Source organism: Pseudoalteromonas luteoviolacea (assembly GCF_021654285.1).
Lineage (GTDB): Bacteria > Pseudomonadota > Gammaproteobacteria > Enterobacterales > Alteromonadaceae > Pseudoalteromonas > Pseudoalteromonas luteoviolacea_J.
Genome location: NZ_JAKFZS010000004.1, coordinates 161,217 through 181,705, shown reverse-complemented (window position 1 = coordinate 181,705; position 20,489 = coordinate 161,217). Strand labels below are relative to the sequence as shown.

Annotated in this window: 16 protein-coding genes; 5 read left to right on the top strand and 11 right to left on the bottom strand. The window is 42.5% G+C overall.

The annotated features are described in order from the left end of the window. The first annotated feature begins 220 nt into the window (after nucleotides 1-220). Nucleotides 221-2,434, top strand: coding sequence for a catalase/peroxidase HPI (gene katG, locus L1077_RS04875; RefSeq protein ID WP_237135828.1), 2,214 nt, complete (start codon nucleotides 221-223; stop codon nucleotides 2,432-2,434). A gap of 63 nt (nucleotides 2,435-2,497) precedes the next feature. Here the strand turns inward: katG and L1077_RS04870 are convergent, their stop codons facing one another. After that, nucleotides 2,498-3,001: an RNA methyltransferase gene (locus L1077_RS04870; RefSeq protein ID WP_237135827.1), complete on the bottom strand. Its 504-nt coding sequence runs from the start codon at nucleotides 2,999-3,001 to the stop codon at nucleotides 2,498-2,500. A 387-nt stretch (nucleotides 3,002-3,388) separates the two neighbouring features. Between L1077_RS04870 and L1077_RS04865 the strand changes: the two genes are divergently transcribed. Both L1077_RS04865 and L1077_RS04860 read left to right on the top strand, forming a co-directional pair. Continuing rightward, the gene (locus L1077_RS04865) at nucleotides 3,389-3,556 is read left to right on the top strand and encodes a hypothetical protein (RefSeq protein ID WP_237135826.1); all 168 of its coding nucleotides are present in this window, start codon (nucleotides 3,389-3,391) and stop codon (nucleotides 3,554-3,556) included. Nucleotides 3,557-3,910: 354 nt separating this feature from the next. After that, the gene (locus tag L1077_RS04860) at nucleotides 3,911-4,075 is read left to right on the top strand and encodes a hypothetical protein (RefSeq protein ID WP_155731824.1); all 165 of its coding nucleotides are present in this window, start codon (nucleotides 3,911-3,913) and stop codon (nucleotides 4,073-4,075) included. Nucleotides 4,076-4,226: 151 nt separating this feature from the next. On the opposite strand, the gene L1077_RS04855 is transcribed toward L1077_RS04860, so the two are convergent. Genes L1077_RS04855 through L1077_RS04840 form a run of 4 tightly spaced genes read right to left on the bottom strand, consistent with a single transcriptional unit; the run spans nucleotide 4,227 to nucleotide 6,349 of the window. After that, a complete protein-coding gene (locus tag L1077_RS04855; RefSeq protein ID WP_237135825.1) occupies nucleotides 4,227-4,745 on the bottom strand; it encodes a GNAT family N-acetyltransferase in 519 nt (172 codons plus the stop codon). 29 nt (nucleotides 4,746-4,774) lie between these two features. Further along, entirely contained in the window at nucleotides 4,775-5,221 is a 447-nt protein-coding gene (locus L1077_RS04850; protein WP_237135824.1) for a methyltransferase family protein, read from the bottom strand. Between the two features lie 58 nt (nucleotides 5,222-5,279). Next, nucleotides 5,280-5,882, bottom strand: coding sequence for a Crp/Fnr family transcriptional regulator (locus L1077_RS04845; RefSeq protein WP_237135823.1), 603 nt, complete (start codon nucleotides 5,880-5,882; stop codon nucleotides 5,280-5,282). Continuing rightward, a complete protein-coding gene (locus L1077_RS04840) occupies nucleotides 5,879-6,349 on the bottom strand; it encodes a GNAT family N-acetyltransferase (protein ID WP_196760590.1) in 471 nt (156 codons plus the stop codon). Before L1077_RS04840 ends, L1077_RS04845 begins: the two co-directional genes overlap by 4 nt. 377 nt (nucleotides 6,350-6,726) lie before the next feature. Between L1077_RS04840 and L1077_RS04835 the strand changes: the two genes are divergently transcribed. Both L1077_RS04835 and L1077_RS04830 read left to right on the top strand, forming a co-directional pair. Then, nucleotides 6,727-10,098 (top strand): methyl-accepting chemotaxis protein, encoded by a 3,372-nt coding sequence (locus L1077_RS04835; protein WP_237135822.1) that lies wholly within the window; start codon nucleotides 6,727-6,729, stop codon nucleotides 10,096-10,098. Between the two features lie 140 nt (nucleotides 10,099-10,238). Next, nucleotides 10,239-11,408, top strand: a complete 1,170-nt coding sequence (locus L1077_RS04830) for a MerR family transcriptional regulator (protein ID WP_237135821.1) — start codon at nucleotides 10,239-10,241, stop codon at nucleotides 11,406-11,408. A gap of 46 nt (nucleotides 11,409-11,454) precedes the next feature. Here L1077_RS04830 and L1077_RS04825 read toward each other — a convergent pair whose 3' ends face one another. From L1077_RS04825 to L1077_RS04800, 6 genes are all read right to left on the bottom strand, one after another. Next, complete coding sequence (locus L1077_RS04825) at nucleotides 11,455-11,802, bottom strand: hypothetical protein (RefSeq protein WP_211037435.1); 348 nt, start codon at nucleotides 11,800-11,802, stop codon at nucleotides 11,455-11,457. Between the two features lie 142 nt (nucleotides 11,803-11,944). After that, nucleotides 11,945-12,331, bottom strand: coding sequence for a DUF7674 family protein (locus tag L1077_RS04820; protein ID WP_237135820.1), 387 nt, complete (start codon nucleotides 12,329-12,331; stop codon nucleotides 11,945-11,947). Then, nucleotides 12,328-12,951 carry a DsbA family protein gene (locus tag L1077_RS04815; RefSeq protein ID WP_237135819.1) on the bottom strand — a complete coding sequence of 208 codons (624 nt, stop codon included), beginning with the start codon at nucleotides 12,949-12,951 and terminating at the stop codon, nucleotides 12,328-12,330. Before L1077_RS04815 ends, L1077_RS04820 begins: the two co-directional genes overlap by 4 nt. Before the next feature lie 128 nt (nucleotides 12,952-13,079). Continuing rightward, nucleotides 13,080-14,222 carry a hypothetical protein gene (locus L1077_RS04810; protein ID WP_237135818.1) on the bottom strand — a complete coding sequence of 381 codons (1,143 nt, stop codon included), beginning with the start codon at nucleotides 14,220-14,222 and terminating at the stop codon, nucleotides 13,080-13,082. A 149-nt stretch (nucleotides 14,223-14,371) separates the two neighbouring features. Beyond that, nucleotides 14,372-17,374 carry a D-2-hydroxyglutarate dehydrogenase YdiJ gene (gene ydiJ / locus L1077_RS04805; RefSeq protein ID WP_237135817.1) on the bottom strand — a complete coding sequence of 1,001 codons (3,003 nt, stop codon included), beginning with the start codon at nucleotides 17,372-17,374 and terminating at the stop codon, nucleotides 14,372-14,374. A 166-nt stretch (nucleotides 17,375-17,540) separates the two neighbouring features. After that, nucleotides 17,541-20,453: a chondroitinase family polysaccharide lyase gene (locus L1077_RS04800; RefSeq protein ID WP_237135816.1), complete on the bottom strand. Its 2,913-nt coding sequence runs from the start codon at nucleotides 20,451-20,453 to the stop codon at nucleotides 17,541-17,543. Between the last annotated feature and the right edge of the window lie 36 nt (nucleotides 20,454-20,489).

The following is a 20,489-nucleotide window of genomic DNA, read 5'->3' as shown; positions in this document are numbered from 1 at the left end:
TTTTCGCCACACTTTACTCTGCGTTTAGTTTAATTGTGAATAAAGATAATAAATTCAATGTTATACACATTTTTTGATGTGTTTTTTTTATACATTCTAAAAAACTGATAATTATCATTAAATTATTCAATTTTTCATTTAATACCCGTCTATTTAGGCTCTAAAAGGTCACCACTCAGACAGCATTGAGCTGATTAATGTAACCCTATTGGAGTAAATTATGCGTACTCAACTGATGACGTTAGCCTCGGGCATCGCAATGGCACTGTCTAGTGCTGTGATTGCAGCGCCCAGTGCAACCCAAATTAAAACCAACCAGTTCTGGTGGCCAGAACAATTGGATCTCAGCCCGCTTAGGCAGCATGACATAAACTCAAATCCCTATGGTAAAGACTTTGACTACAGAGCCGAGTTTGTAAAACTCGATTTAGCACAAGTTAAAGCCGACATTGAAAAGACCCTCACTGACTCTCAAGACTGGTGGCCGGCAGATTGGGGACACTACGGGCCACTGATGATCCGTATGGCATGGCACAGCGCAGGCGTCTACCGCGTGCACGACGGTAGAGGCGGTGCTGCTGGCGGTCAGCAGCGCTTTAACCCGCTCAACAGTTGGCCTGATAATGCCAATTTAGATAAAGCCAGACGCTTATTGTGGCCTGTTAAGCAAAAATATGGCAAGCAGCTATCTTGGGCTGACTTAATGGTATTGGCTGGCAATGTGTCATTAGAGTCTATGGGCTTTAAAACCTTCGGTTTTGCCGGAGGTAGAAGCGATGACTGGGAAACTGATCTCGTCTATTGGGGTCCAGAAACCACATTTTTAGCCGACAAACGACGTGATAAAAAAGGCAAACTCAAAGGCCCACTGGCGGCGGTTGAAATGGGCCTTATCTATGTCAATCCAGAAGGTCCACATGGCAAGCCAGATCCCTTATTGGCAGCCGACGACATTCGCCTTTCGTTTGGCCGTATGGCAATGAATGACGAAGAAATCGTAGCGCTCATCGCAGGTGGCCACACCTTCGGAAAAGCCCATGGTGCTAATAAACCTGGAAACTGTGTTGGTAAGGAGCCTGCCGCTGCGCCAACTGAGCAACAGGGCTTTGGCTGGAAAAACAAATGCGGCACTGGCAAAGGCGCAGATACCAGCACCAGTGGCTTAGAAGGTGCGTGGACAGTCACACCAACTCGTTGGTCAACAAACTACTTAGACAATCTCATGAATTTTAATTGGGTGCAAACCAAAAGCCCAGCTGGCGCAATACAATGGATCCCAGATAATCCAGCTGCCGCCAATTTAGTGCCTGATGCACATATCAAAGGGAAACGCAGTGCCCCGATTATGTTTACCACTGATCTTGCCCTAAAAGAAGACCCTGCGTTTCGTAAAATTGTAGAGCGGTTCCGTGCAGATCCTAAAGAGTACGAACTGGCATTTGCCAAGGCTTGGTTTAAGCTCACGCACAGAGATATGGGTCCAAGAGCACGTTACCTTGGCAATGAAATACCAAGCGAAGTACTGACATGGCAAGACTTTATTCCTGAACATAACGGCAAAAAAATCACGCAAAGTGACATCAAAACACTACAAATTGCAATTAAGCGCACAGGTCTCAGTAACGCTGATTTAATTGAAACTGCATGGGCAGCCGCATCCAGTCATCGTGTTACCGATATGCGAGGCGGCGTAAATGGCGCGCGGATCCGACTCTCTCCACAAAATAACTGGACGGTCAATAATCCACGCCAGCTCAAACAAGTGCTCGCACAGCTTGAGCAAGTTAAAGCGCAATTTAACCAACGCTCAAAACGCCAAGTATCTCTGGCCGATGTCATTGTACTTGCTGGTAAAACTGGTATTGAAGGCGCACTTAGAAATGCAAATATGCCAAAAACAGTGCCGTTTAGCCCAGGACGCACCGATGCCTCTCAGGCACAAACCGACGTTAAATCATTCAGCTTTTTAGAGCCTAAAGCCGACGCGTTTAGAAACTATTACCATGACTCTGCCTTTATGTCGCCAACAAAAATGTTGGTAGATAAAGCAAACATGCTTGGGCTATCGGTTCCTGAGATGACGGTGCTACTTGGCGGTATGCGTGTGCTGGAAACAAATACGGATAACTCAAACACTGGCGTACTGACGCATACGCCAGGTAGCTTAGATAATGCTTTTTTTGTCAACTTGCTCGATATGCGCACGCAGTGGAAAAAGTCAGACACACAGCCGGGTATGTACTTGGGTTATGACCGAAAGACAGGAAAACAGCAGTGGCAAGCAAGCGCGGTTGACCTGATTTTTGGCTCAAATTCAGAGCTCAGAGCCATAGCAGAAGTGTATGCATCCAATGATGCTAAGCAAAAGTTTGCCGATGACTTTATTAAAGTCTGGGTCAAAGTGATGCGCTTAGACCGCTTTGACTTGATGTAAAACACAAAAGCCGCGTTTAATCGCGGCTTTCTCTCATCCGAATGTCATCACCCTCTGGGTGCTCTACCCAACGATTAAGCGATTATTAGTATCTCGGCTTGTTAAAATCTGCGCCGCATCAAAATTAGTCGCACGCTTAGCCATACGATCGTATAAAAGTACATTCACGGTGGCAGCCAAATTCATGCATCCAGTTGTCGGCACGTATACAACCGCATCAGCAGCATCGACAATATCTTGTGGCAAACTGCCATCCTCAGGACCAAACACATACAGCGCGTTCTCAGGATGAGCAAAATGCGGTAATGGCGTCGCACCTTCTACCAGTTCAACGCACACCAAAGCACGCCCTGAAACTTTTAAGCTCACTAGGTCATCGACTTGTTGAATTGGGATATTCTCAGCTACATTTTTTGTGTCTGTGTGATATTTTGCAGCTTTTGCGTAGCGGTTACCGTTAAAATACACCGCCTGTGCGCCATAGCACCCAGCAGCACGTAACACACCACCAACATTGGTTGGCGACTTAGGGTTCACCAAGCCTATCGCTGCAAATGATTCACTCATACTATTCACTCTTAATGTATAGGCAGTACAACTACCAAAAAATTCGACGGGCGATTGTACCATGTGCGAAATTTTGTGCCAGTCAGATGAAAAACGCCAATTTACATAAATTGGCAATAATTTGTAACATTTACGATGCCATCAACTCTTGCCAACACGTCTAAAAGCTTATTGGTTTTTCAACGAGAAACAAAGCATATAAAACAAATAATTAAACCATGCCATAAAAACATCAGTTAACCCTCATAAAACATCAACTAAGGCCAACCATCACAACGTTGTTCATCGACAAATATGAATGTAACAGTTCATGTATTTGCATTGAATTTGCATTCGAGATTGACTAATTTTAAAAAGGTACAATTCAGTACAGTTAAGGAGATAACAATGAAATTAACAATCAAAAAAAGTAAAATTAAGAACCTTTCTAGCAAGCCTGCTTTAGGACTAGAAGCAACGCCGCACGTTGCTGGTGGTATGAAACAAGTAGAGACGCGCGAACCATGTCGCTCAATCTGGGCATGCACTCACCCACAGGCGTGTTTCCCAGGTTAATCAGAATGCCTGAATTTGCGGCCACAAATTCAGTACTGTTGGCGACCTTTGAGCTCAGGGTCGTCTCAATTCATTAAGCGCCTCACTCTGTGCTTTTGAACAAAGATAGCAACATATTGATAATTCAGCGATTAACAGCCAAAGCCATTCACCAACCACTGAAATGAAAATCCTCACTCAACAACCGTGATGGCTGTTTGCATCAGAGGTAACGTTAAGGGAAATACAAAATTCAACAGACAATCCAAAGGTAATCAAAAGCTAACCTAAAGTTTTTCCTTGTCAGTATTTGCTAGGTTAAGAGTTGCCAATAAAAGGTGAACCTTACATCCAGTTAAATAAAGGAAATTAATCATGAAGTTGAAAATGAAGAAAAGTAAAATTAAAAACCTTATTCATACACAAATCGTCGATAGCAACTTAACACCCAACGTTGCTGGTGGCATGCCCGTCATAGAGACTCGCTCTGCTTGCAAGTCTAACTTTGCATGTACCGGAGGCTCTGCCTGCTTGAGTTAAAACCGCCTTATCTTTATCCTTGTTTTTTGACCCAAAAACGGCTTTACAAGCCGTTTTTTCATGCGTTTCTAGCTGTGTTATTGAACTTTGAATGTTCTCATCAAACAAGGAGCAACAGAGCTTCATTTAGTAATGTTCAGTGTGAGGTCTATTATCGCTTGAGTACATAAACATGTTCATCGAATCTCATTCCTTGATGCAAAGCTGTATTTTGCGTTATCTGGTTTAAGCCAAACCCCGCTTTTTCCATCACTCTGATTGACGCTATGTTGGGCGCCGAAACGGGATTGAATAATGATGTTACCTGAGTTTGCTTAAACACTTTCTCAATGAAAAGCGCCACGGCCTGAGTGCCAATGCCTTTTCCCCAAAACTCCTTAGCGAGCCAATATCCCAGCTCAGCACACTGCTCTGCTGCAGCTTTATCGGGTAAATAAGCCCCAATCACACCACAAAATTGACCATGTGATTCAATCGCATAATTCAGTGCATTTTGACGACACCCTATATCCAACCACCACTTTGCATCTTGCAAAGTGTAAGGCGCAGGCAGTCTATCAGACAAATATCGAGTCACCTCAGAGTCATTTAAATAATTAACTAAATACACATTGTCTGATGGCTTAAGTGTTCTCAATGTTACATCTTGATTCATCACATTTAGGGGCACTATTTAGCCCCCTTTCCTCTATTTATTCATTATATCCAGCGTCTCACTTGGCAACAGTATTGCGCATACTCTGAACCAAACTTCTGTCGCATTGCCCGCTCTTCAAAACGGATATACCAACGATCAGTAATGACAATAAATCCTAGCCAGCATACTAAACTGACAATTCCAGCTCCAAATAATAACGCAGCCCCGAGCAAAGAGACCGCAAAACCCAAATACATAGGGTTGCGGGAGAATTTAAACGCGCCGTGAGTAACTAGCTTCCCCGGTTCCGAAAAAGTCATCACATTGGTACCAAGATGGACAAAGAGTTTTTTAGCACCCGCAGCCAGTAGCAATCCAGCTATCAAAAAGGGCAAACCCACCAAGTTATAGGGATAAACTATAAGATGGTTCACATCTAAGGACCAACACAATAACGCCATGCTGATCAGGGTGATAAGATATAAAAATGGTGGCAAGAGTTTTTGCATTTATTCGCTCCTCAAATAAAAAATGACTTTACTGAGTGCGTGATATCTTTACCTTAACTTATGTTAAGCCCATTTTTTTGCGTATACGAGATAAGCTCACATCGGTGATACCCAAGTACATAGCGATTTGATTCAGCGCGATTAACTCACTGTCTTTACCAAACTCATCTAGAAATTGCTCATATCTTTGCTGTGCATCAAGCAGTAACAAGCTGGCCTCTCGCCTTTCTTTTTTCAATGCTAATCGTTCATACAGCCTTCGAACAAAAGTACTCCACTGGCTGTTTTGCTCAGCAAATCTAATCAAATCCTGATAAGAAATTGAGGCTATTTCACACTCACTTAATGCTTGAGCAGAAAAAGGACTCGGAGAGTGCGCTATCAATGAACCAATACTGGTAAAAGCACCACCGGGTTTAACCAACGACTTATTAAACTCTTTGCCATCAATATCGATATAGTAATAACGTCCAAAGCCAGAGAGTAAAAAGTGCACGTCTTTAACAATGTCCTGACTTACAAAAATATGTGATTTTGGCTGGTAAGTTTTAAACTCAAATACATCAATGCAAGCTGTGACTTCTCTTTCTTCAAAAGGGGCTCCCCCCCTTAGAAAATGTAATAAACGCGCTTTATTTTCAAAACTATCTTTATTACTCATGAAGCACTTCGTTTAATAAAATCAGTGTTATGTTTTACAAATAGCAATGTCGTCTGGTCATAAATCTCATTACACCAATGATGCTTACTGAGCACCAGATCTGGTACTTCAGCCACACTATCTGAGACGGGTTCAAAACCAAACTTTTCATAAAACGCAGCGAGATGTTCAAATGGCAAGCAATATACCTGTCGATATTGTGCTGTGTTTTCTACTAAAAAGGTGACTAACTTAGCTGCAATCCCTATTCCTCTAAAATCGGAGCTGACATAGATGCCACCAAGCTCTGCATCATAGTCGGTGATTTTTTGAATACGACCTAATCCAACTTTTTGCCCGTCAATTAAGGCTATGGCGACTAGATCCGTTTCGAAGCTTGATAGCTTAAACCCCACGCGTTGATACTGCTCATTGACCCAGTGGATCTCTTCATCATTTGCTTTTCTTATCGTTATATTGATGTCCACAGTATGTTTGCTCCTAAAACAAAAACATCTCTATGATTGAATAACATACACCTTACTTAAATACCAGTGTTCTGTCGTGACATCTTTACTATTACTGTGCTTTGGTACTTTTATTATGCTGTCTAAAATTAAAAAAGTGCATTTATTTACATATAAAACCTGACCTCTCACAGGGAAGTCAAGCCTACCAAATTTAAACACAACCAATTGTTATTAAATGCTTAATTCGACTATTCTTAGCTAAGTTGTGACACCACATTTAAGATGTTATTCAACTTCAATTGCTAATAATAAAACGCATTGCGATTTAGCTTCTATACTTGTTCTCAGGACTTTTTCTATTTCTCGCATCACCTGCGGACTAAGGGAATTTGAATATGACTAAATCCAAGCAACTTACTCTTTTTTCTACATTGCGCGCAAAGCTGATTGCGGCTTTTTCGGCTGTGATGATCACGCTCGCCGTGATTGGCTTTATTTCTTACTTTGCCTTAAAAATGGCCTCAGATGGATTTAAAGATTATCGAGAGTTAGCTCGTGATAGTAACCTTGCAGGCATTTTACAATCCAATATGCTGATGGTACGGATGAATGTGAAAGACTTTTTATTGACTGGCAGTGAGAAAGACATTCGCCAATACAATGAATATTTCACGCAGGTAGAGACCTTACTCAAAGATGCAACGCGAGAAATTAACAAACCCGAACGTGCAGAAATGGTGAAACAACTCACCACAAAAATAGCAACTTACAATGAGACGTTTGACCTGATAAAAGCGTATCGAGTCCAACGCAACGACTTGGTGTTTAATAAACTCAACGTCATTGGCCCACAGATGGAGCGGGAGCTTACCAAACTGATGTTCAGTGCATCAGAAAGTAACGACACACAACTTGCTTATTTGACGGGGGTTGCGATGCGTAACCTGTTACTTGGTCGCCTTTATGTCATAAAGTATTTAGAAAGTAATGACGAAAGCGCAGATCAGAGAGTCAAACAAGAATTCAGTGCGTTTGAGCAGCAAATGGATTTAATTGAACAGCTCACCAACACTGCGGCAAATCGTGAATTAATCGCACAAGTCCGCGCACTTGAAGCAGACTATAAACAAGCTTACCTCAGCGTGCATGACATCATCGTAGCTCGCAATGATAAAGTAATAAATACCCTTGATGTGCTTGGACCTCGATTTGCCAAACTGGTTGACGATTTAAAGCTTTCTGTTAAAACAGACCAAGACAAACTAGGGCCAATGCTCAAAGAAGCCAATGAGTCAGCAGTGACCAATATTATGATGACATTTGCAGTTGCCCTGCTGCTCAGTGGCTGTATCGTCTTTATTCTGACTCGAAATGTAATGGCTCAGCTTGGTAAAGACCCAAGCGAGCTAGAAAATGTTGCTCGGGCAATTGCGCGTGGCGACTTAGATGAGCAATATGATGAACGCGCGCCAAAAGGCGTGTTTAAATCTATGATGGGTATGCGTGATAGTCTGCGCCAAATACGAGAAAAAGAAAAAGAAGAAAAACGTATCGCCAGTACCAATGCGCGTATCAAAAGTGCACTGGATAACGCCAGTGCGTGTGTGATGATCACCAATACTCAAAACCAAGTTATCTATCTAAATGATGCCATTTACGCCATGTTCGACACTGCAAGCAGCGATATCTGTACTGTGCATGCGCACTTCGATAGTAAAGGCATACTAAACCAGTCGCTTAGCCAATCTCTCCCTGATTTCGCTGAATTCGAGCAAAAAGCGCAGGGCCTTAGCGACAGCTACGCTAATGAGCTAAAAATTGCAGGTCGAACGTTTGCAGTGGTTGCAAGCCCCGTTGTTGTAGAAGGCAAAACAGTTGGCTTAGTTTACGAGTGGGAAGACAAAACACAGTGGTTAGCCAATGAAGCAGAAAAAGCGCGGGTCGCATCGGAAAATGCCCGCGTAAAATACGCGCTGGATGGCTCATCTGGTCAAGTGATGATCACCGATGATAACTACAAAGTGATTTACCTTAATGGCGCATTAGAACAGATGTTTAAAGAAGCATCAGCTGACGTAACGCGGGAGCTCACAGATTTTAACTCTGCAAATATTAAGCACAATGCGTTAGATTATTACTTCTCTCATTTTACCAACCTACTTGCTGAATTTGACGGCCTTACAACCAGCCACCAAAGTGAATTTGTAATTGCTGGACGGACATTTAATGTTGTTGCCAGTCCCGTCAAAGTCGATGGTGAGCGCGTGGGGACCGTTCTAGAATGGCAAGATAAGACACAGTGGCTCGCGCTTGAACGGGAAAAATCACGAGTTGCTTCTGAAAATGCGCGGGTGAAATACGCACTCGACAGCGTATCAGGAAATGTGATGATAGCCGACCCTGACCTCAATGTGATTTATGCCAATAATGCGCTGCAAAATATGATGTTAGACTCCGAGCAAGATATCAGACAGCATGTCGGTGCTTTTGAAAGCACGAACCTAATGGGTTTTGCAATTCATAACTTTTATTTAGAACCTGAGCAGCAAAAGCTGGTATTTGAAAACTTAGATGATACCCACCGCAGTGTAGAGCACATTGGTAATAAGGTGTTTGCCCTCACAGCCAATCCGATTGAAGTAGATGGCAAGCGCATTGGTACCGTGTTGGAATGGGTAGACCGTACTGCTGAGGTGAACATAGAGAAGGAGATTGACGACATTGTACAAGCCGCTTCTCAAGGTGACCTAAGTAAGAAAATTGACCCAACAGGAAAGTCTGGTTTCTTTGGCAACTTAAGCCAAGGACTAAATGATTTATTAGGCACCGTTGAAGTCGCGCTCGATGATGTGATGCAAACACTGGGGGCGCTGGCTCATGGCGATCTCACAACCCGTATCACCAATGAATACCAAGGTAAATTTGGCAAACTCAAAGGAGATACGAATGCAACCGCAGATAAGCTAACGGAAATAATTTCTAGCATTCGCTCATCTGCAGGCAGTATTTCCCAAAGTGCCAATGAAATCGCGCAAGGCAATATGGACTTGAGCCAGCGCACAGAGGAGCAAGCATCCAGTCTTGAAGAAACCTCAGCCAGTATGGATGCCATGACAGACAGTGTGAAACAAAGTAGTAAACGCGCTGAAAATGCCAATGAGTTGTCACTTGATGCAGAGCGTCGTGCAGAGCAAGGCGGCCAAGTCGTCAATATGGCCGTTACCGCCATGAAAGAGATCAGTGATTCAAGTAAAGAAATTTCTGAGATCATCGGGGTAATAGACGAAATTGCCTTCCAAACTAATTTATTGGCTTTAAATGCTGCGGTTGAAGCAGCCAGAGCGGGCGAACAAGGGCGTGGATTTGCCGTCGTCGCAGGGGAAGTCAGAAACCTCGCTCAGCGCTCCTCTGAAGCAGCCAAAGAAATCAAAGATCTAATACGTGATAGCCAAACTAAAGTTGAAGAAGGTACCTCTTTAGTCAACAAGTCTGGTGAAACACTGTTGGAAATTGTCGAGGCGACCTCAAAAGTGCGCGTCATGATGCAAGATCTCGCAGAATCTTCACGACAACAATCTGAAGGCATAGTACAAGTGAACAGTGCTGTGACTCAAATGGATGAAATGACGCAGCAAAACGCAGCATTGGTTGAGCAAGCAACAGCTGCTGGCCAGTCTATGGCAGATCAAGCCAATAGTATGAATAGCACTATGGATTTCTTTACCATAGAGCAAAGGAGTACCGGACTTAGGACTTTAGCGTCCTAATTGATAGCGTAAAAACCAAGGGGCATTCGCCCCTTTTTTCTTGCCTCTCATCTTTTTTCTTCATTTTTATAATCAAGCTTGACCTGTCTATCACTTTATACTTTAAAGTCTGTACTCATTAATTTTATTGAGTGACGTTCATGTACAAAATATCAGAACTCGCAAAGCGCGTTGGACTGTCTCGCACGGCACTACTCTACTATGAAAAGCAGCAGCTCATTACAGGGAAGCGCCAAAGCAATGGCTACCGAGTCTATCTTGATCGCGATGTGCAACGGGTACGACTTATACAAAAGTTGCTCGCGGGCGGGCTTACCATAAAAGAATGTAAGGCATGTCTTGATAGCAAAATAGACCCTCAACTTTTACGTCAGCGGCTGTCTGTATTAGACGAGGAAATAAAACAAAAACAGCAAGCTCGCGATTTGCTATCAGCAATGTTAGGTGATGCGCCGCAACACGCTTGGCATGAAGAGCTCAATGCAATTGCGCCTGATGCACACTTAAACTGGTTAATACAACAAGGCTTTAATGAAAAAGAAGCCCTCAGATTAAAATGGTTATCAAAAGATATGAATGAACATGAAAAATATATGGCTGATTTTATGAAAGTTTTTTCTCCTCTAGCACGCTGGGCGCCGGGTAGTGAGGAAGATACGCTTAAAGCGCTGTCATATGTTCCCTTTTCTCCACAATTAATTGCCGACATAGGCTGTGGAAAAGGCTATGCAACTCAGCTACTTGCAGCGCATACTAAAGCCAACATTATTGCCGTAGACAACGAGCAAAGCGCACTTGATGCACTGACCGACAGCTTTACTCAACAAGGGCTGAGCCACAGGTTACAAACTGAATGCGCAAGTATGACTGAACTGAGTTTTAACACGCAAAGCATTGACCTTATGTGGTCAGAAGGCAGCGCCTATATCATGGGCGTACAAAACGCATTAAAGCAATGGAGCGCGATGCTCAACAGTGACGGTGTGCTTGTTTTTAGTGACATGGTATGGCACACAGCAAAGCCAAGTGAGCAGCCACAAGACTTTTGGGCTAAAGAATATCCTGATATGCAATCAGTTGAATCGAGATTGGCGCAAATATCCACACTCGGATACAAAGTCCTAGCGCATTTCCCACAAAGTGCTCAAGCGTGGCACAACTATTACGGACCTTTGCATGAACGCGTCATTGAACTCAAAGACACAATGGCAGATTCTACCGCACTGCAAGATATTCAAAAAGAAGTCGATGTGTGCACTGAGTATGCCAATGAATTCGGCTACCACATGTTTATTTTGCAAAAAATTTAACATGACACAGATAAAGGCGCTCAATGCGCCTTTTTACAAAACAGAATTAATATTTAGTGATCGCCAATAGTGCGTTATTGCTCTCACCATCGTGACACCTTCTGTCGCCGCTATCGCGGTTTTCTACAACTAGTGTATATTTTACTTGGTTGTTTTTTGACTGACGAATTGCTTCTAGCACAGGGCCTAGCAAGTAAGTTTGCTCTGGATAAATGATCAAAGGCTCTAGCTCAAAACCGCCATCAGAATAGCGAGAATAACGTACTTCATACGCGTTATTACCAATTGAAAAAACGTTTTTTAAATAACCAGAACAGTTAAAAACAGTTGCAGCTTGAGACTGAGCGGCAAACATTAACGCACTTACTGATAATACCTTAATATAGTTTTTCATTTTTTGTCCTTAAATTTTATTTATTAGTCACCATTTTGGTGACACCTCAACTTAAAGAACAAAAGTTAAAATAATATTAAAAGCAAGAAAGTAACAAGGTAGAAGCTGAAAATTAAATGCTTCCACTAACTATTATCACTTATTACCTGAAATCAGGAGTAGGCAAATTAGCATGAAAATCGATATAAAGCGTTTTCAATAATTCCGGTAACACCTGCCAGTAACCTTGTGCGTTTTCTACTCTGACTTGCCAAAATAGATTTTCTGTAAAAGATACATCAATACAGTCTTTTACCTCATCAATTCCACATTTATATTGTGTCTCAAAGTACTTAAAAACATCTACATAGTGCGCAGAGGGTGCTCCCTTGTTCATTTCAATGTTAATTGCTTTAGCGACACTTTCAAACCAAGAGTACGCATATTCAGGGTCGAGATCTCCCCATAACTTTAAGTGTGCTTGATCTGCCTTTTGGGTAACTTCAGCAAAACGGCACCTGAAGTCAAAATACATGTCTAATACGGTCATTGTGATGCTGCTTGGTGTATTTTAGTAAACCGCTCAGACAGCTCACTTGCTTGGCAATACCCTAAAGTCAGTGCATAGGCATAGTTTTCATCAGTCACATAAAACAATGCCGGGAAGCCACCCACTTGTAACTGGCGGGTTAACGCCAAATGCTGCTGCAGCTGCGCTTGCGTATCTTGTGCATTAAGTGAAGATAAAAACTGCGCTTCGTCTAGTCCAATAGACACCGCGCATGCTGCCAAAGTCGCATCTAATGATGGGTTTGCTGCTTGTTGATAATAGGCCGATTGAATCGCCTTTGACATTGCTTCTGCACCATTTTCTTTCATAGTTTGCGCCACAATCACAGCCCGACAAGCTTGGTAAGTAGAACGGTAAGGCGTGTTCTGGTGCCAATAATCGTGATTAAACGAGACTTGGGTTCTTTGTTCTATCTGATGCCAATATGAAGCGATTGTGTCCCTTAAGCTTTGCTCCATTGGCTCAGTATTGTCTGGCGCAAGGCCGCCCATAACCCATTCTACCCGAGCACTTGCATGCCCACTTAAAAACGCCTCTAATTCTGGCCCAAACCCAAAGCACCAAGCACACATTGGGTCCATCACATATACAAAACGCATCGACACTTAACTCCATCTCTTTAATTATACAGCCAGAAGATACACACAATTATATAAGTATCAACTATATCACTGATATTTAAAGCATCCATGCTAGTTTATCAGCCATGCATCAAGCTAACGCATACTCAAAGCTTGCTCCAACTGGTTGTCCCTACATATCGCCTTTGCCAGCTTTTACCAAAATGGAGTTTAAGCTTTCTAATTTGCCCTAGTTCATTGCGAACAATTTCAAATTGTTCATTTAATTCACCAGAAGGGTTTATTACAGTATTTTTATCAGTCCATTTAAGAGGCAAAATATAGTTCCCTTCACTGCGCGCAATCAGCCTGCCATCTTGCACAATCACTTCAAATATTTTGCCATTATTAGACACATACTTTCCTAGCAGCTCATCCAACTCTTTTGATGTTGCTTTATAGTCTGGCGTGACATGAAAGTTTACTGCATTGCGTACTCTAGAAATAATGTCAAAGTCCAAGCGCTCAGGATAATACGTTTTAAAAAATGACTTTATTTCTTGATGTTCAGTGATCTCCTCTGGTGATAGACCTTTAGCTGAAAGTTTTTGTACAAGTGACTTAAACAAACCTGTACTTTTGATTTGCTGCATGACGTCTGCACGGCTTGCAAATAACTGATCGGGTAATACGTTACCCGGTACAATCACGGTCTGCTCATCAATCATTGTCAATGCAGACTCAAGGCCCCCAATATGCCCATCAACCCCCTTTGGTCCAAATACCGTTAACCAGTCACTGCGGTAGCTGTCAGCCATAAACAGAATATTGGCTTGCTTTAACCGTATATTCATATGCCCAAATGAGTGCCCGCCACTGTGGTGCATTGAAATGGTTTGCCCACCAAATTCCATAGAGTAACCATCATCAACCAGGTTTTGTGTGAAAATAGTGCTGTATTTAAGCGCTTGGTGAGAAATGATCTGTGCGCCTTTATGAGCAAAATAGCCATTGAGGTGCGCATTGCCACCATCATAATTATTGTTTAATACATATTTGACGGGTAAGTCTGATATTTTCCGAAGTGCCTCTTCAAAAGGATGCGCATCTGACGCGATATTGCAATTAACCAACAGCAAGCCATCTTGCCCAACAACTACCCCATAGCTAATACTAACGCCTTCCCAGTGACGGGTCATAATATACACGTTATCTGTTAATTTTTGATGCGTATATTTTTGAGCACTGATCACCATACTCGAAAAGAAAAGCATAAACAGTGCGTAGATAAATAGACTCGTGTTCTTCATTTTTTGCCTCAATTACAACTTGAATACAATCAATAAAACCTAAACAAAGCGCACAGTAAATGTGCGCAGGGTATGGTTTTACTGATGCTTAACTGATGTAACTAAAAGCAATAAATTCATATAGATAAGAATGCCAACTCAATTAAGCATCACAGCAGTTGAGCAATAAACTCCACGGGATGCTTTGGCTTACGCCCTTCAAAGCGTTTAATTTGACTGCGGCAAGAGAACCCTGTTGCGACTACGATTGATGACTGCACATGTGGTTGCCAAGATGCGTTATATAATGCTCTTGATGCAACTTGATTTTTACTCTCATGGCCAAAGGTACCTGCCATGCCACAGCACCCGATACTAGGCGCGTTAATTTGTATGCCGAGCATATCAAAAATACTTTTCCAAGTTGCCGATGCTGCTCGTGCGTTCGTTTCTTCGGTGCAATGAGGCATTAGAGTCAATGACTCAGCCACCGATGTTGGCGTTAAAGTACCAAGGTCTTGTTGCTTGAGCCATTCATGAATTGTGAGTACATGAAAATCCCCTCGCTCTGCGTCACTAAGTACTTTGCGATATTCATCATCGTATACAAATACCAGTGCGGAATCTAAGCCAACCATAGGAATGTTTAAGCTTGCAGCTTGCTGTAAAAACGCGCTGGTGGCTTTGGCGGTTGCTTTAAACTCAGGCAAAAACCCTTTCACATGCTGGGTTTTACCGTTGCCATGAAAAGGCAAAAGAATGGCTTTTTTACCGAGCTTATTTACTAATTTAATGGTTGCAGCTATTAATTCAGCTTCATAAAACCAAGTGAATGGGTCTAATACCACCAGCACATGGTTATCTTTTTGCGACTGACTGAGCTGACTTAACGATTCATAGTTATATTCAACTCCTTTGGGCTGTTTGGTACTGAGCAATGGTAAATCTTGATAACCTAATCCCCACTTACTGAGCTTATTCACAAGCTTTGAGCCAATCACAGGATTGAGTATTGATGCGCCAAGCGACATCAAAGGCAGCAGCTTTTCAATATTGCCGACGACATAATCCTTAAGCCCACGACCATACTTTTGATGATAGAAATGCAAAAAATACGCCCGCGAATTTGGGATATCCACTTTGACAGGGCATGCCGTTGAACATGCTTTACAGGCCAAGCAAGTATCCATAGCACGCTTTACCTCGTGGTTTAACTGGGCAAGCTCTCCTGCTTCTGAGATCTGTACCTGAGACTTAGTTGCATCAAAGTATGCAGACTGTTGTAATGGTAACTCCACACCTTGGGCTGCTTGTAAGCGTGTCCACTCTTTAAATAACATAGCGCGCCCTTTGGGAGAGTCTCGCCTATCTTTGGTTATTTTGTATGATGGGCACATTTGCGTGCTTTCGTTGTAGTTAAAACACAGCCCGTTGCCGTTGCAATTTAGCGTATCTTGAAACGAGGTTTTTATATTAATAGGTATAAGCTGATCATATCGCGCTCTAAGCGGCCCCTCTACGCCTGCAAGTGCAGCCTCTTTATCAATCGGCGTACATATTTTCCCAGGGTTGAGTTTGTTATTTTTATCAAATGCAGTTTTAATCTTTCTCAATTCTAAAAATAATTCGGGACCAAAAAAATCAGGGCCATACTCACTGCGAAACCCTTTACCATGCTCACCCCAAAACAAGCCACCATACTTTTTTGTCAACTCAGACACTTTATCTGATATGGGTTTTAACATGGCTTGCTGCTTATCATCACACAAATCCAAGGCCGGTCGTACATGCAAAACACCAGCATCAACATGACCAAACATGCCATAACTCAAGTTATAGCTATCAAGCAGCGCTCTGAATTCAGTGATAAAATCAGCAAGGTTTTCTGGTGGCACAGCGGTGTCTTCAACAAATGCAACTGGCTTTTGCGCGCCTTTGGTATTGCCCAATAATCCCACCGCTTTTTTGCGCATCGCATAAATTTTTAAAATATCAGCCTTATTGGTGGTAATTGAATAAGATAAAACCCCAGCTTTTTTGCTTTCAATTAATGAATCTAATTGGTTCGTTAATGCCCTCACCTTGGTATTGATGTCAGACTCATTTGTGCCATTAAACTCCACCATATTTAACCCATCAGAGACAATATGAGCCGGAGTTTCTAAAAAATCGGCGACACTGCGCCAAATCATATCTTCACGTGCCAGATTTAAAACTTTGCTGTCCACGGTTTCAACAGAAGTCGAACGGGCACTCACCAAAAAAGGCGAGTGCCTCAAAGCAGAATCAAAGTTGTCATAGTTAATATTGACCAGTGTTTTGTATGGCTCAATAGGTAGGATGTTCAGTTTTGCTTCGGCGACGACCGCAAGGGAGCCCTCACTGCCTGCAATAATACGGGTTAGATCAAAGGACTGCATATCGTCACTGAGTACATTTTTAAGGTCATACCCAGTTAAAAAGCGATTTAATTTTGGGAAAATGTCTAAGATTTTGGTGCGGTTTTCTAAACAGCTGTTAAGTACGTCACGAAAGATATGTCCTTGGCGGCTATCCTGCTTGGCGATTGTCTGTGCTGCCTTCATCGGCATTTGGCATGTCTCAAGCTCATAGCCATCAGCTAAAAAGCACTTTAAAGCCAATAAGTGATCGCTGGTTTTACCATAAACCAAAGAGCCCTGCCCTGATGCGTCAGTATTTATCATGCCGCCCACCGTTGCACGGTTGCTGGTAGATAAATCAGGCGCAAAAAAGAATCCCAGCGGCCTTAAAAAATCATTGAGTTGATCTTTGATAACGCCACCTTGTACTCTAACCCACTGTTCTTCCGTGTTTACCTCTAAGATTTGTCGCATATGCCGCGATAAATCCAATACAATGCCTCCTGTGAGTGATTGTCCATTAGTACCTGTGCCACCGCCACGTGGACCAAAGCTGAGCTGACGAAACTCCGCTTTCTCAGATAACGACAATGCTGTTTGAATATCCTTATTTGACTTGGCAAATATCACAGCTTGTGGAAATTGCTGGTAAATACTGTTATCCGTTGAGTGCACCAAAGTGGTTGAATAACTGGTATCAACTTCCCCTTTAAACCCTGACGCTTTCAACTCGTTTAGGTATTTTTTAACGATACTGTCCAGATTCAAACGGACTTTATTTTCCTGACCCATTCTTGCGCCCCACGCAAAAATGATACAATATAACATAACTTAAAATATTCGTAACTAGACTTAACGCGCGAACACAGTCCAAAAAGCAGCACATAAAAAAGCGGCAAGATTGTCATCTTGCCGCTTTGAATTAGTTGGGAGATCTAATTTTAATAGTGTAGTTGAATTACTCAGCTTTGCTTAATTGAATATTGGCAGCCTGACCAAAAAAACTGTGCGTTTTGATAAGCGTATTGCCTTTAATATGTTGATAGTCGGCATCATTTGTTTGCCAAATGCCTTTTAGAAGGATTTCAATAGGCACACTCTGTGTTGTATGTGTTTTACTTACTTTTAACTCTGGCGAAGACACACTTAGAGTTGCCTGCTTAGCATTTAATTGCACAAGTAACTGCGCAGTCGTACTCACTGAACGCACCGGACCAAACTTAAAGTTTGTGAAGTCAGTACTGCTGTAACCATATAAGTTATTTATGCGATTACGGATGTACATACCTTTTTGATCTGTTTTACGAATATTAAAATAAGGGTAGCGAGCCATTTTTTGTGCCAATTCACTCATCTGACTCGGTGTCGCATCCATTACAACAACATATTCATAACTTGCATTAAGTGGCGCTGTACCGTGATTGATCCACGCTTTGGTAAATACACCTTTTGTTTGCTGCTTCGTCTTATTATGACGAGACGTTTGAGATCCACGACTGACTTTTACTTGCTCAACATTTTGTAAAAAGTAGCCAACGCCATTGTCATCTATCAACCAATCCCCTGTGCCTAGCGTCAAATCAAAGCGAGTACTATTAATTTCTTCGCCATTGACCCAGATTGAACGCGGCGTGTCTGCGACTGCCAATTGGAACAATGTCGTTTCAGTGACATTTTTACCATCTAGATTTGAGATCCCGTTGCCAGTTAAAAACAACATGTTGTCGGCAGCAAGCACATGCTTTTCTGCTACAAAACTCGACTCAAACTTGTCTTTATCTTGCGGTGCTTGGTGCTTAAACGTAAATAAACTAAATTTATCCTGCAGCGATGTAGATCCACTCACTCCAGTGTCAGAGCGCAACATTAAACTATGTTTATTTGGGCTTTCTAACTCGTCTAGACTCACGCGAATAGTAGTTGCACCTGGGTTTCGGTTCCAATCCCAACCAGCTTCTTGATAGCCCCACTCATCGGGCTCACCAAATGGCATCACATGCACGCTACCATGGCTTTGATAACGACCATAACGGTTGTCTTTTCTGTAAATTTCAGACGACCACACATCTTTATTATAGCCTTTTATAAGCGCCATCCGATCCCCGTGTCTATGCACGACAAACGCACCGCCATTATAGCTCCAGCTCCCTTCTGGTAATTTCGCTGGCGCAATATTTTGACCAAATATCTGGCTTCCTTGATCTGCTGATAGATTTGTCACTTGCAAGTAAATGGCGGCCAGCTCTTCATCCAATATAGGATATGCCATAGCCAAATCACGCAGGCCGCTACTGTAGTGCTTAACACCCAATTTGCTAAATGGATGCCTACCAGATAAACCTAGAGGCACATACGGGTTGGTATAACGCCAACCTGCGACCATGACCTTTTTCAAGCTGTCTAGCGCGGTGTTTTGCAGTGCAAACTCAGTGCCTTTTAGAATATACGCAACTTGTGCCGCACGCTTAAATGCTGGAAAAGCATAGCCTGCATAATGGCCATAGTGACGCCATGCTGTGCCATCTGGCCTAAAACCGTCGTGATATCCAGAAGGCGTTTGGCTTAGCGCTCCAGAAAAGAAATGAGAAAACTGCTTAACCAACGCAACACGTTCTTTAACATCAGGATTTAAAAGCAGTAATGCTAAATGTTGATTAGACAAGGTATTAAAATAGTCTAGGTTAGAGCTTTTCTCGTTTAGTGCCATATCAAAGCTCGATTTAAACTCACGTGAGAACCATAGTAACGCTTCATAAGTGGGCTTAAGTAGGTTCTGCTGTTCAAGTTCATTAGCCATCATCAGTGCAGAAATATACCACCAACGAGTGCTATAACCCCAGTGATGTGTCGTCACCAAACCACTACCGGCTGCGTAGCCTTGATCAAGTAAGTGCTTGGTCAGTAGGCTATACATGTTCACAATGTCAGACTTGTATCCATCAAACGCGCTGTTATGGTAGGCCTTTGCCAAATCCAACATCAAGTCAGTGTAATCATCTAATTCACGATATGCGTTCACTAATGCTTTATCTTCGCTAGATAAGTGCTTAGTTTGATATATGGTCTTTTGATAGCCCATGACGATATGGCGACCAGTTATAGTGCCATCTGCTGCGATGCTGATCTGATAGTCATCAAATCGTTTTTGCAACGACGCAAAACTACCCGAGCGACCTTTGAACTGATCAATCAGTTGCTGTTGCACCCTATCGATATCTGCCAACTGAGCTGTAGTTGGCGAAGGTAAATCTTTGCTTAAACCAAAATGAATCTCAGGTAATTTATATCGCGTCGTGACTTGATGATCTGACCATTGGTAACGCTTATCATCAACTGACACCATAACACGGTCAATAAAAACAGGCTGTGCTGCCTGTGTAATCGTACTCGGTGCTTTAAATATCAGTTTAGATAAATTATGTGTCACCGCAGGTTTAAAATCAGCATTCAGTGACACACCTACAGCACGCCAACCTGTGAAGTTCATATTGACTGGAAGCGTGGCCGTTTGCTCTGCATCCGTTAGCAACACTTGCATAATGTCATTTACAGCAACTGGATTATAAATCCAAAAAGACAGCACTTGTGTCGCACCTCGACCATACGCTTTACTCGCCTGCTTATCAGTCATGCGTACAAAGTCTTGCTCAATGGTAAGCTCATGTGACTTACCCCAATCCCAAAGCAGTGACTGTTCACCATTTATTGCTCTTTGCTGTGTGAGCCGAGCGTCATTGCTATGTACATTATCAGGGAGTCCATTTCCTTCAAAACTCAAAATTTGCGACTGTAAACTGTGAGCAGATACATTGCTCGCAACACCTAAAGAAAGTGCAGCCAACAGTGACAGTTTAAATTTTGCTTTGTGCATGTTTTGAAGCATATTGCTTTGCGCCTATCATTACTT

What these genes read in the sequence shown, in the direction of transcription:
- katG (WP_237135828.1), top strand. Translation starts at nt 221, where the DNA reads ATGCGTACTCAACTGATGACGTTAGCCTCGGGCATCGCAATGGCACTG.
- L1077_RS04845 (WP_237135823.1), bottom strand. Translation starts at nt 5,882, where the DNA reads ATGAGTAATAAAGATAGTTTTGAAAATAAAGCGCGTTTATTACATTTT.
- L1077_RS04815 (WP_237135819.1), bottom strand. Translation starts at nt 12,951, where the DNA reads ATGCGTTTTGTATATGTGATGGACCCAATGTGTGCTTGGTGCTTTGGG.
- L1077_RS04830 (WP_237135821.1), top strand. Translation starts at nt 10,239, where the DNA reads ATGTACAAAATATCAGAACTCGCAAAGCGCGTTGGACTGTCTCGCACG.
- L1077_RS04810 (WP_237135818.1), bottom strand. Translation starts at nt 14,222, where the DNA reads ATGAAGAACACGAGTCTATTTATCTACGCACTGTTTATGCTTTTCTTT.
- L1077_RS04860 (WP_155731824.1), top strand. Translation starts at nt 3,911, where the DNA reads ATGAAGTTGAAAATGAAGAAAAGTAAAATTAAAAACCTTATTCATACA.
- L1077_RS04820 (WP_237135820.1), bottom strand. Translation starts at nt 12,331, where the DNA reads ATGACCGTATTAGACATGTATTTTGACTTCAGGTGCCGTTTTGCTGAA.
- L1077_RS04825 (WP_211037435.1), bottom strand. Translation starts at nt 11,802, where the DNA reads ATGAAAAACTATATTAAGGTATTATCAGTAAGTGCGTTAATGTTTGCC.
- L1077_RS04835 (WP_237135822.1), top strand. Translation starts at nt 6,727, where the DNA reads ATGACTAAATCCAAGCAACTTACTCTTTTTTCTACATTGCGCGCAAAG.
- L1077_RS04800 (WP_237135816.1), bottom strand. Translation starts at nt 20,453, where the DNA reads ATGCACAAAGCAAAATTTAAACTGTCACTGTTGGCTGCACTTTCTTTA.
- L1077_RS04850 (WP_237135824.1), bottom strand. Translation starts at nt 5,221, where the DNA reads ATGCAAAAACTCTTGCCACCATTTTTATATCTTATCACCCTGATCAGC.
- L1077_RS04865 (WP_237135826.1), top strand. Translation starts at nt 3,389, where the DNA reads ATGAAATTAACAATCAAAAAAAGTAAAATTAAGAACCTTTCTAGCAAG.
- L1077_RS04870 (WP_237135827.1), bottom strand. Translation starts at nt 3,001, where the DNA reads ATGAGTGAATCATTTGCAGCGATAGGCTTGGTGAACCCTAAGTCGCCA.
- ydiJ (WP_237135817.1), bottom strand. Translation starts at nt 17,374, where the DNA reads ATGGGTCAGGAAAATAAAGTCCGTTTGAATCTGGACAGTATCGTTAAA.